Origin of the sequence: Methanoculleus sp., from assembly GCF_020696975.1 — an archaeon.
In the GTDB taxonomy this organism is placed as follows: Archaea; Halobacteriota; Methanomicrobia; order Methanomicrobiales; family Methanoculleaceae; genus Methanoculleus.
This window is the reverse complement of record NZ_JAJGBK010000015.1, coordinates 1-13,348: the sequence shown is the minus strand read 5'-3', so window position 1 is coordinate 13,348 and position 13,348 is coordinate 1. Positions and strand designations below refer to the sequence as shown.

Sequence of the window (13,348 nt, the reverse complement as noted above, 5' to 3'; positions counted from 1 at the left end):
AGGCCATCGTGGCTCCCCTGATCGAGAAGATCCCCGGCGTCAAGGTCATCGACTGCGGGGCGCTTGAACGGGCCTGCATCATCGAGAAGATCACCCCGCTTCTCATCGGGCTCAACATCAAGAACAAGTGCCAGTTCGGCGGCATCCGGATCACCGGACTCGACAAAGGCCGCGCCTGCTAATACGGTGCACCTGCATAATTCCGCGGAGGGGGCGCACATTACCATGCAGCCCCCTCGTTGCGGGATTGGCCAGGACCGGGAGAAGCCTATCTAATTCCCCGGAAAGGCTCTCCCGATCCATCTTCGTCCCTGGGAGATACAACGGTTCTTTCCCGGCTGTCGCTGAACCGGTTGTACAGCTCTCTGTCAGAGCTTGGTCGGTCCACCATCTCCTTGATCGAGCGTCGTATAGAAAAAAAGGGTGGAATTGCCCATACAGTTCGTCGGATCAAAACCTCAGCATACCTGCTATTGCATTCAACCCCTTTTCTTCCGTAACTTCTGCAAAACACGTGGCAGTTAATCCTGATCTGCATGGAGAAATATTTATGCGGTGCAATGTGTAGTTGCTCGTTATGGAGGTCGTCCTGGAACCTTCTGCAGGGAGGGTGGTCCCCTCCTGATCACATTATTCGAACCCTCTGACTTTTTCGACGCCCTATCCCTCTCTGATCGGCGGGGTTACCGCCGGCGGACTTCAGGTGTGCCGGGCCGGGACAGCATACACGGTGTCGAAACACGGGGTGATCGGCCTCGTGAAGAGTGTTGCATACATATGCCCGGAAGGGCATCAGGTCGAACGTCATTGCCCCAGGCGGCGTCAAGACCGAGATTGGTGCAGGGCAAGGAGGCAAATGAGGGAGGCGCGGCCATATGCCTGATGGGCATGAACACCCGCGTATGGGGAGGCCGGGGAGATCGCCTCTGTGGCCCTCTTTCTGGCGAGAGGCTTCCAGGGACCCCGGGGAGGGTCCCCTGGATTCAGCGGTTCATAAGGTCCTGCCCGATGCCGCAGGTGATTATACTGCGGTATACCCGCCGTCGACAAGCAGGCTGGTTCCGGTTATGTTCGAAGCGTCATCGCTCGCCAGGAACGTGACGGCCTTTGCGACCTCCATCGGCTTGCCCAGGCGCCCGATCGGGTGCAGTTTTTTCAGTTCCTCGTAGGCTTCCGGTGGAAGGGCCGCGAGCAGAGGGGTGTCAATATATCCGGGTGCAACGAAATTTGCGCGAATCCCCTGCGCCGCGTAACTGGTCCCGAGTGTCCGGGTCAGCATGGCGACCCCCCCTTTGGCAGCGCCGTATGCCGTGACGCCCTGCTTGGCGACAAAACTATGGATGGATCCGGTGTTCACGATGGCTCCTCCGTGACCCTGTTTCAGCATCTGCTGGACGGCATACTTGTCGCAGAGGAAGACTCCCTTCAGGTTCACATTAATAATTCTGTCCCACTCCTCTGTCTCTACTTCGTGAGGGTCACCCAGGCTGCCGACGCCGGAGTTGGCGACAAAGACATCCAGTCTCCCGAAGGCCTCGACGGTCTTCGCAATGAGGTTCTTGATATCGTCTTCGACGGCGACGTCTGCACGTATGAAGATTGCCTCTCCCCCTGCTTCCTTTATCTCATTAACAATTCTTGCGCCCTCTTTCTCGTTTCGGCCGGAGACGACGACCTTGCCGCCCTCGGCCGCCATGTCCTTCGCGCAGGCTTCACCGATGCCGCTGGTGGATCCGGTGATAACACAGACTTTGTTTTCCATTCTTCCCATAAGGGTTCCTCCGTGGTATTCTGTTCGAATGACGGTACTGGCAGACGCGCTCCTGGCCTTTATTTAGGTCGGTGTTCCAGGCGCCACTAAATTGGCACGTCTTCCTGATGTCGCGTTCATCAGGAGCGAGGTAACTTTCTCGATGGTGCTCACGTGTTCGAGCGCGCCACAGGTGCAGTATCTTCAATCGTTGTATATGTGAGGATCGATCTGCCTCCGGCATCAGGAGCGCGGCAGTATAGCCATTGTCATGCCCGTGGCCTGGCCGATATACAGCATGACCGGCAAAAAGTATTTGGGAGTGCAAAAGGAGACGATCTGACACGAATGACGGACTTCGCGACCGGATATCAGGAGCAGTTCGGCCGGATCCTCGATCTCCTCCAGGAGCACGCGACCACGGGAATGTCTGTGACGGCGGTCGCCCGGGGACTCGGCATCACCCGCATCTCCGCTGCCAAGTATCTCGAACTCCTTGCCGCGAACGGCGATGTCTGCATGGAACGGTTCGGCCAGAAGAAACTCTACCGGCGGTCGCAGCGCCTGCCCCTGCCGGAGGTCTTCGACCGCCTGCCGAACGCACTCGTGATTCTCGATACTGACCTGCAGATCCTCATGGTGAACGGGAGTTTTGTCGCCACCCTCAACATCCAGCCGTCCCGTAATCTGGTCGGTGTTCCGCTTTTTGATCTCGATCTGCCGCTCTTCTCCGAACCCTCAGTCCGGCGGAACATCGAGCGGCTCAGCCGGTCGGAGACGTACCTCGATCAGATGCAGATCATCGATGAACGAACGGACCGGATCTTTCTCGTCGACTTCGCGCCAATCGTCTCGCCGGCCAGCCGCCCCGGGATCATGGTCAGCCTCCGGGATATGACCGCGCTGAAGAAGACCGAGATTGCCCTGAAGAACTCAGAGCGGAAGATCGCGACCCTCTTTGAGACGGTCCCGAGCGGAATCATCGTGTTTTCCGCTGACGGGACCATACTGGATGCCAACCCCGCCTCCCTCCGGATCCTCGGTCTGCGAACCTTTGAGCAGATGAGCGCCGCGAGCATCTTCGTCCTGGCCTGCTCCCCGGGAACGCTCGAGTCGCTGATCCGTGCAGGGCGGGTTGCCGAGATCGAACTCGCCTGCGACTTCGACCGCATGAGGCGGGAGGGGATCGCGAGCATCAAGTCCGGCGTGGCATACTTCAACGTGGTCTTCACCCCGATCCGCCCCGATAGCGGCGGTCCCCCGGACGAGTTCGCCATCCTCTTCAAAGACATCACGAGGGACCGGCGGGAGCGCAAAGTGCTGACCTTCAATGAGACGCGGTATCGTTCGCTCTTCGAGAACGCCTGCAACGGCGTGATAATCTACGGATCGAGCCGCGATGGGGATGAGTTCGTCTTCAACGATATCAACCGGGTGGCCGAGGAGATTCTCGGCATCAAGAAGGAGGACCTGGTCGGCCGGAGGGTCTGGGAAGTCTTCCCCGATCTTGCCGAACCTGAGTTGCTAGAGATCGTGCAGCGGGTCTTTTCCCGCGAAAGTTCGGTCTTCCTCCCGCCTCTTCAGTACCAGAAGGGACACGGTGCCTGGATCTGGCACTACCTCTTCAAGCTGCCTTCCGGCGAGCTCGCCTCTATCATGATCGACGTCTCCGAAGAGCTCCGCACCGGGAATGGCTCCCTCTCCGGTGCGGATATCCACCGATAATCGATTCCATACGATCCATTTTTCAGCAATTTGCGCGGGACCGGTGGTGCCCGGCATTGGTATATATAGTGGCCGGGATCCCGGGTGGGTATTCAGCGGTGAGAGGGCATGGGGGCTCATCTTGGGACATATAAATCGGCTATATTAGTGATTATCGGTAAAACGAAACTATAAGTGACGTTACACCATTTTTCTCATTGTATACAGGTGATCGAATGAAAGGCCTTGCAAGAACTGGGAAAGGTAAGATTGGATGGGTTGAGAAGGGCAAACCTGTTGTCGGACCGAGGGACGCTATTCTTCGGCCGCTCGCTCTTGCGCCATGCACATCAGAGGTACACATGATCTGGGGCGATATCGGCGATTTCATGCCCACCGACCGTGTTGTAGGCCATGAAGCAGTCGGCGTCGTCGACGAGGTGGGAAGCGAAGTCAGGGACTTCAAGCCCGGCGACCGGGTCATCGTTCCTGCGATCACGCCGAACTACCTGCGTATCCCCTCGCAACGGGGGTTTGCCCAGCACTGTGACGGAATGTGCTCCGGCATGCCATTCTGCATGGCAAAGGACGGTGTGTTTGCAGAGTATTTCCACGTCAACGACGCTGATGCTCAACTCTCGCTGATCCCTGATGGGGTGAGCCTGGACCAGGCCCTCATGATCGGCGATATGATGACCACAGGTTTCTATGGTGCCGAACTGGCCGACGTCAGGCTCGGCTCCACGGTTGCTGTCTTCGGGATCGGGCCGGTCGGGCTGATGGCCGTGGCCGGGGCGCACCTCCTCGGCGCCGCACGGATCCTCGCCGTAGGAAGCCGACCGAACGCGGTCAAGGTCGCGAGAGAGTACGGGGCGACCGATATCATTGACTACCACAACGGCGACACCGTCCGTCAGATCATGGACCTGACGGACGGTGCGGGTGTGGACGCCGTGATCACGGCCGGCGGCGGTGTCGAGACCATCGGCCAGGCGGTCGAAGTCCTGCAGCCCGGCGGCACGATCGGGAACATAAACGTCATGGAGCATGCTGAATCGATCCCGATCCCGCTCGGTGCGTGGGGAGGCGGTCTCGGCGACAAAACCATCCGGGGAGGACTGTGCCCCGGTGGCAGGGCACGGATGGAGCGGCTGGTCGCCCTCGTCAAGTACGGTCGGGTCGACCCGAGCAGACTGATCACGCATCGGTTCACGAACTTCGAGGATATCGAGGAGGCCCTCTTGCTGATGCACGAGAAGCCAAAGGATCTGATCAAGCCTGCAGTGATTCTGGAGTGAAGAACGTCGAACAGGAAGAGTCCAGAGAGATCAACTATGACAATGTTTGACTTACACGGCCGGGTTGCGGCCGTAACAGGCGCATCATCGGGTATCGGCGTGCAGATGGCAAAGGCCCTGGCGGGCCAGGGTGCGGACATGGCCATCATGGCCAGGAGAAAAGAAAAACTTGAAGAGGTTGCCGAAGAGATCCGGGCTCTCGGTGTCCGCTGTCTGGTGGTCCAGTGCGATGTCACGAGCACCGAGTCGGTCAAGAACGCGGTCGAGCAGATCGTCGCCGAGTACGGGAAAGTGGACATCCTGCTGAACAACGCAGGAAACGCCCATATGGCGCCGTTCCTGGAGTATCCCGACGATGGCTGGGAAGCCACGATCGCTGTGGACCTCACGGCCGTCTTCAAGGTAGCCCGCGAGTTTGCGAAAGTGATGGTCAAGAACAACTACGGGCGTATCATCAACACGGCCTCGATGTACGGCCTTGTCGGCGCCACGGCCTCGACGGTTGGCTACCAGGCGGCGAAGGGCGGCGTCGTCAACGTGACCCGTCAGATGGCGGTCGAACTGGCGCCTTACAACATCACGGTCAACGCGATCTGCCCCGGGTTCTTCCCGACACCGCTGACGAAGAGCGCGCTCGAGTCGCCGGAGTGGAAGGCGTACGTGAAGGCCATGGTTCCCATGAACCGGAACGGGCGGGACGGAGAGTTGAATGCGGCTGCTGTCTACCTGGCGAGTGACGAAGCCAGTTACACCACAGGGACAACCACGGTTGTCGACGGCGGCTACACCTGTATGTAACGGTGCAATGAACGCGAATCTAACAGATTGGTAACCGAATCGAGGTGAATTACGTATGACAACGATTGGAGTAATTGGTGGAACGGGGGGACAGGGTCTCGGGATCGCGACCCGATTTGTCGAGGCGGGAGAAGATGTCATCATCGGCTCGAGGACGATCGAGAAGGCCCAGGCGGCCGTGGAGAAGGTAAAGGAACTGCTCCCGGGCGCGACGAACGTCCGGGCGATGGCGAACCCCGACGCGGCGAAGGCTGCCAACGTCCTGGTCCTCACGGTGCCGCTCGCGGCGCAGAAGGACACGCTCCTCTCCATCAAGGAGGGTGCAGCCGGAAAGCCGCTCCTGGATGCGACCGGGCCGCTGGAGTCCTGCATCGGCGGGTCCGCAACGAAGTACATCGACCTCCCCGAGGGGTCCGCCGCCGAGCGGTCCCAGTCGATCCTGCCGGACGCGAAGGTGATCTGCGCCTTCAACAACATCTCCCAGACCTGGTTCATGCAGCTCGGCGAGCCGATCGACTGCGACTGTCTCATCTGCGGCAACGACAAGGAGGCAAAGGCCATCGTGGCTCCCCTGATCGAGAAGATCCCCGGCGTCAAGGTCATCGACTGCGGGGCGCTTGAACGGGCCTGCATCATCGAGAAGATCACCCCGCTTCTCATCGGGCTCAACATCAAGAACAGGTGCCAGTTCGGCGGCATCCGGATCACCGGCCTCGAAAAGGGCCGGGCTTGCTAGTACCGCCGTTTGAACAGGACACCAGGGAGGAGTCATCATGGGAAGACTTGAAGGAAAAGTAGCAATTGTGACCGGAGCCAGCTCCGGGATGGGTGCGGCAATCACGAAGCTCTTTGCGAAGGAAGGCGCCACCGTCCTTGCAATCGCGCGGAGAAAGGAGAAACTGCAGGGTGTCATCGATGAGGTCACGCAAGCGGGTGGAAAAGCGATCGCCGTCGCTGGCGACGTCTCAAAGGAGGAGGACGTCAAAGGCGCCGTGAAGATGGCCGTGGAGCAGTATGGAAAGCTTGATATCGTCGTCAACAATGCGGGCAGTCTGGATAAGGTAGCCCCCGTTGCCGACGTGGACGACGAGACATGGAGGAAGGTCTTCGCGGTCAACGTGGACGGCCCGATGTACATGTTCCGGGCAGCTATCCCCGAGATGCTCAAGAACCCCGGGAATGCCGATGGCCTTAACAAGGGGGCGTTCGTCACGGTCGCATCCATTGCGGCCACCTTTGGCTCCCGTGGCGGGGCCGCGTACACCGCGTCCAAGCATGCGGTTCTTGGGCTCGCGAAGAACACCGCCTTCATGTACGCCAGGAAGGGGCTCCGGTCCAACATCATCGCACCGGGATACGTTGCAACCGAGATGGTGGAACTCTCCCGGACGAGCCACAGCCATCCTGAGGGTATGGCGCTCGCGTCGGCCGGTGTTGAGGCCAACCCGCGTATGGGCTATCCCGAGGAGATCGCGAACCTTGCCCTCTTCCTCGCCTCGGACGAGGCAAGCCTGATCAACGGCGCAGTCGTCCCCGCCGACGCCGGCTGGGCGGCGTGGTAAGGTAGAGTAGACGAACACACCCTGCCGGACGAGCGCACGGACTGGACCGTGCGCCTCGGTAACGGCAGGGGCGGCCAGCATCTTCGCTCGAACCCGGCCGCCGGGGGATCATCACGCGATGGTCTGACAACCGGGTGGGAATCATGGCAGTTCAGGGTGCTGGCTCAAGTGAGACTGCACATCTGGAATGGATGGAGTCTCAAAAGGAGAGTGTGAATATGAAAGGATGGGAATTTACATACACGCATAAACCGTTGAGACTGGTTGAAAAACCCGATCCGGTTGCAAAACCGGGTTACGTCGTACTCGACGTGAAGGCCTGCGGGCTCTGCCACTCGGACGTCGGTGCACTGGAAGATGAGAAATGGCTGGCGCTGATGAAGTATCCGCTCATCATCGGTCACGAGTATGCCGGCGTCATCACCGAGGTCGGCGAAGGCGTCACCGGCTACAAAGTGGGAGATAGAGTCGGCGTCTGCCCCATGCCCACCAAAGACGGGTATGGTGGGGGATACGGTCGGGACGGCGGGTACGCCACCAAATCGACCGCTCCGGCTGAGATGCTGGTCCCGGTCCCTGATAACGTTTCTTTTGCCTACGCTGCCGCCGCTACCGATGCGGGGATGACGTCCCACCACGCAGTGGCCGTGGCGGGCGGTGCCGGGCCAGGCATAAACATGGGCATCATCGGCATCGGAGGCCTGGGCCAGATCGGCACCCGGGTCGCCGTCCTCAAGGGCGCCAACGTCTACGCGGCATCAAGGAACCCTGCCGCCCGCAATATGGCCATGGAACTCGGATGTAAGGCTGCATACCCGACGATCGGCGAGGTCGCCGAGCACCACGATCTGGATGTCATCGTTGACTTTGCCGGCGCGGGCCAGACAACCGCAGACGCCCTGGAAGCGGTCGGCGTCAATGGTCGTGTTGTCCTGGTCGGCATGGCAAAACTGGAGACCACCCTCAACACGATGCCCCTGATCACGAAAGAGGTCACGATCGTCGGCAGCCAGGGCGGTAACGTCGACGATATCGCCAGCGTCTACCAGATGATGGCATCAGGCGATCTCAAGCCGGACGTCACCGAGATCGGGTTCGAAGAGATCGGGGAAGGCCTGGAGAAACTGAAGCAGGGCGGCGTGAAAGGCAGGATGGTCGCCATCATGGACAGATAACGTCAGGATCTCTGAATATCTTAATCAACCTTAATGTGGAGTGTGTCACCATGAAACTGGAAAACAAGACCGCATCGTCAACAGAGCGAGCGCCGGGTGGGCCGCGTATTGAGCGGTTCATCCCGTTTTGAGCGGGTCGGACATCCAGAGTAGCCTCACCTCCGGGTAACTTCAACGTCCTGCCCTCTCCCTTGCAGAGAGACGACCGACCCGGGGGGCCTCCCCCCACAGTGCTCCTCCCACACCTCTATACCATGAGGAGCGCGACATGCGTGGGGGATGCTCCCCGTTCGTCCGGCCCGGCCTTACAGCCTCTCGCGCCTACTCCGAGAGGAACACAAATATCCGCCGCAAGTCATCATCAAGCGGTTTCTTCTTCTGCCAGGTCTCCTCGAGCGGTGTGCACTTAAGGGCTCCCCCGACCTCTCCTACCATGCACCCGCTCCGGCCATCAAGCAGCGCCTCGACGGCGGCGACGCCGAGGAGACTCCCGAGCACCCGGTCGCGCAGCGTCGGCGGCCCGCCCCGCTGGAGATGGCCGAGGACGACGACGCGTGAGTCGAAGTTGAGGCGTTCGCTGACCTCCCGTGCGATCTTAAAGGAGATGCCCGGCGTATCCCCCTCCGCGACCACCACGATCGCGCTCTTCTTCCCGACGATGAACCCCTGGCGTATGCGGTCGCTTATCCGGTCGATCGAGACCTCTTCTTCCGGGATGACCAGTTCTTCGGCGCCGCCGGCGATGCCGCTCTCGAGCGCGAGGAACCCGGCGGTACGCCCCATCACCTCGATGAAGAAGAGGCGCTCGTGAGACCGGGCCGTGTCGCGTATGCGGTCGATCGCCTCAACCGCACAGTTCGCCGCAGTATCGAACCCGATGCAGTAATCTGTCCCGTAAACATCGTTATCGATGCTCCCCGGCACCCCGACGAGCGCCGCCGTATCTGCATCGGCGGCAAGGAGGCTTGCACCGTGAAACGTCCCCTCCCCGCCGATCAGGACGATGCCGTCAAGCCCCATCTGCGCGATGGCCGCCGCTGCTCTGAGCCGCCCCTCCTTTGTGTAGAAGTCGGAGTTTCGGGAGGTCTCAAGGATGGTACCGCCCAGGTGGATGGTGTTTCGGATCGCTCCCCGGTCGAGCGGCACCGTATCGCCGTTGATGAGCCCGGTATACCCCCGGCGTATCCCGACGATGGCAAGGTCGTGTGCGAGCGCGGTGCGCACCACCGCCCGGATGCAGGCGTTCATCCCCGGTGCGTCACCACCGCTCGTCAGGATGCCGACGCGCTTCATGGCGCCTCTGCGTCATCGAGCGCCTCAACACCCGGGAGCGGTTTTCCGGCAAGCATCGTGAGCGCGGCCCCGCCGCCTGTCGAGACGTGGGTCAAATCCTCGGCAAGCCCGAACCGGGTCACCGCGTCTGCGGTCGAACCGCCGCCGACGACCGTGGTGCCGCGAAGATTGGCGAGGGCCGCGGCAATCCGGCGCGTCCCCTCGGCAAACTCGGGGATCTCAAAGACTCCCATCGGACCGTTCCAGATGACGGTTTTTGAACCCGCAAGTTCGCGGCAGAACTCGTCGGCAGTCCCCGGCCCGATATCGGCGATGATCTGGCCGTCGGGGATATCGGTTGCGGCGGCAACCCGGAACGGGACGCCCGTTTCCAGTCTCTTTGCGATGACGACGTCCCGGGGCAGGAGGAGGCGGACGCCGAGGTCCTTTGCCTTCGCTTCAAGCCTCCTGACGGCGTCCAGACGGTCGGTCTCGACGTGCGATGCCCCGGTTCCATACCCGCGGCTTGCAAGGAAAGTTGCCGCCATGCCCCCGCCGATGAGAAGGAGGTCCACCCGGGAGACGATGTTCTCAAGAACCTCCAGTTTGTCGCTCACCTTGGCCCCGCCGATCACGGCGGCGAACGGCCGTTCGGGGTCCTGCAGGATACCCGCAAAGGTATTCACCTCCTTTTCGAGCAGGAACCCGGCAACCGCCGGGAGGCGCTCCGGGACGCCGACAATCGACGCATGGGCCCGGTGAGAGGCTCCAAAGGCATCGTTGACATAGATCTCCGCGAGACGGGCGAGGCTTTCTGCGAAGGCGGGGTCGTCTGCCCTCTCCTCCGGGTGGAACCGGAGGTTCTCCAGGAGGACGATCTCCCCGCCGCTCATTCCTGCGACCGTGCTCTCCACTTCCGGCCCGATACAGTCCTGGAGCGCGAGGACCGGCCGGTCGAGGAGCACGGAGAGCTGGTTCGCCACGAGGGCGAGGCGTAACCGCTCCACGACTTCACCTGGGGGCCGGTCCAGGTGGGAGCAGAGGATGACCCGCGCGTCCCGTTCGCAGAGGTAGCGTATCGTCGGCAGGCTGGCCCGGATCCGGGTGTCGTCGGCGATGGCGCCGTCTTCATCGAGCGGCACGTTGAAGTCGGCACGGACGAGCACCCGTTTACCCCTCACATCGATCTCCCGAATGGTCTTCTTCCTTCCTGGTAGGACATTTATCATACCGGTATCCCTCCGGAGCAGCGGAGAACGGCTGAATTTCGCGCTTGAGGGCTATCCTGGACGCATGGGCGGTTGCACCTCACCATCCGGTTCCCTGTTGCCTTCCGGCCGTTTCCCGCAGATTTACGGTGCTCCAGTGCATGCGTGCATTGGCATATATACTGTTCGCCGTTGCGTTCCGGCAGTTGCCGCCGGGTGCACCCCGGAGATCCCTGGCGGTATGGGTCTTTTGCGCATGCAGGATATGGGGATCGCCCCTTTCTGGCCCGGATCCGGTCCTGATCGAGTAATGACTGCCCTGTGGTGTGAGGAATAGAATGATGGCTGCCGGGTCAATCCGGCGATGCGGCTATCGGCAGCCCGCGTGAGCGGGATTACCCTTGCTTCTGCCGCAAGCCCCGGACCTGCGCACAGGCGCCGACCCGGGGCCGATTCTTCCCTGTTTCGGGAGGTATCACCGCTCCGGACGGCGCTCCCAGTAGGGCGTGTAGCCGTAGTGGCTATACATGCCGGTGAGCCACTCGCGTTCGGCGCTCGTCGGCCAGCTCCCTTTGTCAAACCCGGGTGCGTTCTCCAGCCGCTCCTTCGGCACGTCCAGGATGAAGGAGTCATTGGTCGGGTTGTACTGAAGGGCCGCCCAGGGGATGGCGAAGAGTTTGTCGCCGAGCCCCATAATGCCGCCGAACGAGAGGGCAGCGTAGGCGATGCAGCCTTCGTTGGTATCGATCATGACATCCTTGATGCTTCCGAGATCCTCGCCCTGAGGGTTTCGGACCCGGTAATCTTCAATATCTCTCCCCCGTATAATATTCCGCGTCTCCATCTGTGTGGAAGTTCCTCTCATGTGTATCACGTCTCCAGAGTTGTGGGACGGATGTCCCACGGCAAGGGAGTTCAATACCGGTCGTGCGTATTTAATCCTTGCGACAATATATTGTATGTCACATACAATCCGGGTACAGGCGGCCTATGGTCAATACGGCACCGCCGGCGCACCCGGATGTGAGTGGGCCGGCATGGAGTACAAACCCTCACATTCCAGACCGGTATCGCTGAATGACCGGGCGTTTTCCCACCAGATCCTTCGTGTGGTCATTTGTTTGTCGGTGATGCGGTGAAGGTCTCATCATTTCTGGCCATCGTGTGCAGGGCCGGTTTCCTCCAAATGTTTATCCATTCAAACGGCATACTGTTGTTCGAGGTACAAGAATGAAACGCGGGATTCTGGTCGCCTCCCTTCTGGTCCTGATGCTTGTAGTAGCCCCGGCGGGGGCTTTCAGCGCAGACAATCTTCTGATAGCCGTGGACGAGGACGGGAATGCAGACATCACATTTACCTACACCCTCTCGTGGCTCGAGAGGATTGCTGTCTTCTTCAAGATCGCCGAGCCGGAGCAGGAACTGAAGTCCGCGCTCGAGGATGCATGCGGGGTTCCTGTAACGGTGGCTTCGGCCGAGAGCGATGCCGCCGTCTTCTCGGTCCCGGGTTTTGCGAGTATCCAGAGCACCGATGAGGGGAGTGTCTACTCCACGCCGGGACTTGACTTCACCGGAGCGCAGGAGGCGCTCGACCGCTACTGGTTTGCGCCGCTGGTCGAAGCCGACTTCTCCCCGGAGTTGACGACAGTCCAGTTCCCGGACGGCCACGAGGAGACCTTCGCGAACCAGAGTGCCATCCCGGCTCTCTCTCACACGGTTCCGTGAACCGGTCTCTTCCCTCTTTTTGCAAGTTCAACATTCCCGTATGGCGGGTCTCTGCCTGCCGTCGCCATCAACGTCGTGCCGCCCGGCCGTGCACTATCATGCTCACGTGAAGAGCACGCCGGGATCTTGGCATCACTGAAGCAGCCGGTTGCCGTCTGCCCAAAAAAAGAGGGAGCGATCTCCCTTACTCAAAGATGTTGAAGATCTGGTCGCTGCCGGTATCGGCGAGCCGCTTCCTCTCCGTCTGCTCCTCGACAAGCGCGAGGACCGGGAGCTCCATGTCCACACCGGGGGTGTAGCCGAACATCTCCTGGAGGTCGGTCTGCAGGGCGTGCATGAAGAGCGCGTTCGGGATATCCATCGCGCAGTTCTCCTCGCACTGACCGCAGTTGATACACGAGTCCGAGATGTGGGCGTAGCGGATCAGGTGGAACATGAACGGCGGCGGTACCTGACCGGGCGTGACCAGGTAGGACTTCTTCGTGCTGCACTCGACGCAGTAGCAGATCGGGCAGTTCTCGATGCAGGCGTAGCACTTGATGCACCGGGAAGTCTCGTCCATGATCTTCTTTAAGCGGTCCTTGCCCTCGCCGAGGTCCTCGAAGTAGCGTGCCCGCCACTTGTCGCCGAGCTTCAGCATCGCGTTCTCGACCTTGCCGCGGATCTCGACACCCTTCGGGTTTGCAGCACCGGTCTTGAGGACACCGGCCTTCACTGCACCGTCAAGGAGGTTCGCACCCTTCTCGGAGCAGACCTCGACGAACGTGGCCTTGCCAGCCTGGTCGCCGATGACGCCCCAGTTGCCGCAGGCGAGGTCCGCCTGGCGCGGGATCTTCATCTTGCAGCGGCGGCAGTT

At 60.8% G+C, this 13,348-nt stretch carries 12 protein-coding genes and 1 pseudogene; 8 read left to right on the top strand and 5 right to left on the bottom strand.

Features of this window, described 5'->3' with window-relative positions:
• Positions 1-182: pseudogene (locus QZ650_RS03990) on the top strand (NADPH-dependent F420 reductase); the annotation flags it as partial.
• Between the two features lie 839 nt (positions 183-1,021).
• Here the strand turns inward: QZ650_RS03990 and QZ650_RS03985 are convergent.
• Positions 1,022-1,762 carry a glucose 1-dehydrogenase gene (locus QZ650_RS03985; RefSeq protein WP_292518313.1) on the bottom strand — a complete coding sequence of 247 codons (741 nt, stop codon included), beginning with the start codon at positions 1,760-1,762 and terminating at the stop codon, positions 1,022-1,024.
• A 336-nt stretch (positions 1,763-2,098) separates the two neighbouring features.
• On the opposite strand from QZ650_RS03985, the gene QZ650_RS03980 reads away from it, so the two are divergent.
• From QZ650_RS03980 to QZ650_RS03955, 6 genes are all read left to right on the top strand, one after another.
• Positions 2,099-3,475, top strand: a complete 1,377-nt coding sequence (locus tag QZ650_RS03980) for a PAS domain-containing protein (RefSeq protein WP_292518315.1) — start codon at positions 2,099-2,101, stop codon at positions 3,473-3,475.
• 215 nt (positions 3,476-3,690) lie between these two features.
• Positions 3,691-4,752 (top strand): NAD(P)-dependent alcohol dehydrogenase, encoded by a 1,062-nt coding sequence (locus tag QZ650_RS03975; protein ID WP_292518316.1) that lies wholly within the window; start codon positions 3,691-3,693, stop codon positions 4,750-4,752.
• A gap of 42 nt (positions 4,753-4,794) precedes the next feature.
• Positions 4,795-5,550 carry an SDR family oxidoreductase gene (locus QZ650_RS03970; RefSeq protein WP_292518319.1) on the top strand — a complete coding sequence of 252 codons (756 nt, stop codon included), beginning with the start codon at positions 4,795-4,797 and terminating at the stop codon, positions 5,548-5,550.
• Positions 5,551-5,605: 55 nt separating this feature from the next.
• Positions 5,606-6,286 carry an NADPH-dependent F420 reductase gene (npdG, locus tag QZ650_RS03965; RefSeq protein ID WP_292522461.1) on the top strand — a complete coding sequence of 227 codons (681 nt, stop codon included), beginning with the start codon at positions 5,606-5,608 and terminating at the stop codon, positions 6,284-6,286.
• A gap of 37 nt (positions 6,287-6,323) precedes the next feature.
• Positions 6,324-7,112 carry an SDR family oxidoreductase gene (locus QZ650_RS03960; protein WP_292518309.1) on the top strand — a complete coding sequence of 263 codons (789 nt, stop codon included), beginning with the start codon at positions 6,324-6,326 and terminating at the stop codon, positions 7,110-7,112.
• A gap of 254 nt (positions 7,113-7,366) precedes the next feature.
• The gene (locus QZ650_RS03955) at positions 7,367-8,287 is read left to right on the top strand and encodes a zinc-binding dehydrogenase (RefSeq protein WP_292518307.1); all 921 of its coding nucleotides are present in this window, start codon (positions 7,367-7,369) and stop codon (positions 8,285-8,287) included.
• 321 nt (positions 8,288-8,608) lie between these two features.
• On the opposite strand, the gene pfkA is transcribed toward QZ650_RS03955, so the two are convergent.
• The 3 genes from pfkA to QZ650_RS03940 form a co-directional block, all read right to left on the bottom strand.
• Positions 8,609-9,580, bottom strand: coding sequence for a 6-phosphofructokinase (gene pfkA / locus QZ650_RS03950; protein WP_292518305.1), 972 nt, complete (start codon positions 9,578-9,580; stop codon positions 8,609-8,611).
• Positions 9,577-10,788, bottom strand: coding sequence for a phosphoglycerate kinase (locus QZ650_RS03945; protein WP_292518303.1), 1,212 nt, complete (start codon positions 10,786-10,788; stop codon positions 9,577-9,579). The genes pfkA and QZ650_RS03945 overlap by 4 nt, the downstream gene beginning before the upstream one ends.
• A 454-nt stretch (positions 10,789-11,242) precedes the next feature.
• The gene (locus QZ650_RS03940; protein WP_292518301.1) at positions 11,243-11,611 is read right to left on the bottom strand and encodes a PRC-barrel domain-containing protein; all 369 of its coding nucleotides are present in this window, start codon (positions 11,609-11,611) and stop codon (positions 11,243-11,245) included.
• A 386-nt stretch (positions 11,612-11,997) separates the two neighbouring features.
• On the opposite strand from QZ650_RS03940, the gene QZ650_RS03935 reads away from it, so the two are divergent.
• Complete coding sequence (locus QZ650_RS03935; RefSeq protein WP_292518299.1) at positions 11,998-12,492, top strand: hypothetical protein; 495 nt, start codon at positions 11,998-12,000, stop codon at positions 12,490-12,492.
• Between the two features lie 184 nt (positions 12,493-12,676).
• Here the strand turns inward: QZ650_RS03935 and QZ650_RS03930 are convergent.
• Positions 12,677-13,348, bottom strand: a 672-nt coding sequence (locus QZ650_RS03930; RefSeq protein WP_292522460.1) for a Coenzyme F420 hydrogenase/dehydrogenase, beta subunit C-terminal domain, incomplete at its 5' end; no start/stop codon positions are given.

Coding starts and splice junctions, on each gene's coding strand:
- QZ650_RS03940 (WP_292518301.1), bottom strand. CDS start 11,611: ATGGAGACGCGGAATATTATACGGGGGAGAGATATTGAAGATTACCGG.
- QZ650_RS03935 (WP_292518299.1), top strand. CDS start 11,998: ATGAAACGCGGGATTCTGGTCGCCTCCCTTCTGGTCCTGATGCTTGTA.
- QZ650_RS03945 (WP_292518303.1), bottom strand. CDS start 10,788: ATGATAAATGTCCTACCAGGAAGGAAGAAGACCATTCGGGAGATCGAT.
- QZ650_RS03960 (WP_292518309.1), top strand. CDS start 6,324: ATGGGAAGACTTGAAGGAAAAGTAGCAATTGTGACCGGAGCCAGCTCC.
- QZ650_RS03975 (WP_292518316.1), top strand. CDS start 3,691: ATGAAAGGCCTTGCAAGAACTGGGAAAGGTAAGATTGGATGGGTTGAG.
- npdG (WP_292522461.1), top strand. CDS start 5,606: ATGACAACGATTGGAGTAATTGGTGGAACGGGGGGACAGGGTCTCGGG.
- QZ650_RS03985 (WP_292518313.1), bottom strand. CDS start 1,762: ATGGAAAACAAAGTCTGTGTTATCACCGGATCCACCAGCGGCATCGGT.
- pfkA (WP_292518305.1), bottom strand. CDS start 9,580: ATGAAGCGCGTCGGCATCCTGACGAGCGGTGGTGACGCACCGGGGATG.
- QZ650_RS03980 (WP_292518315.1), top strand. CDS start 2,099: ATGACGGACTTCGCGACCGGATATCAGGAGCAGTTCGGCCGGATCCTC.
- QZ650_RS03970 (WP_292518319.1), top strand. CDS start 4,795: ATGTTTGACTTACACGGCCGGGTTGCGGCCGTAACAGGCGCATCATCG.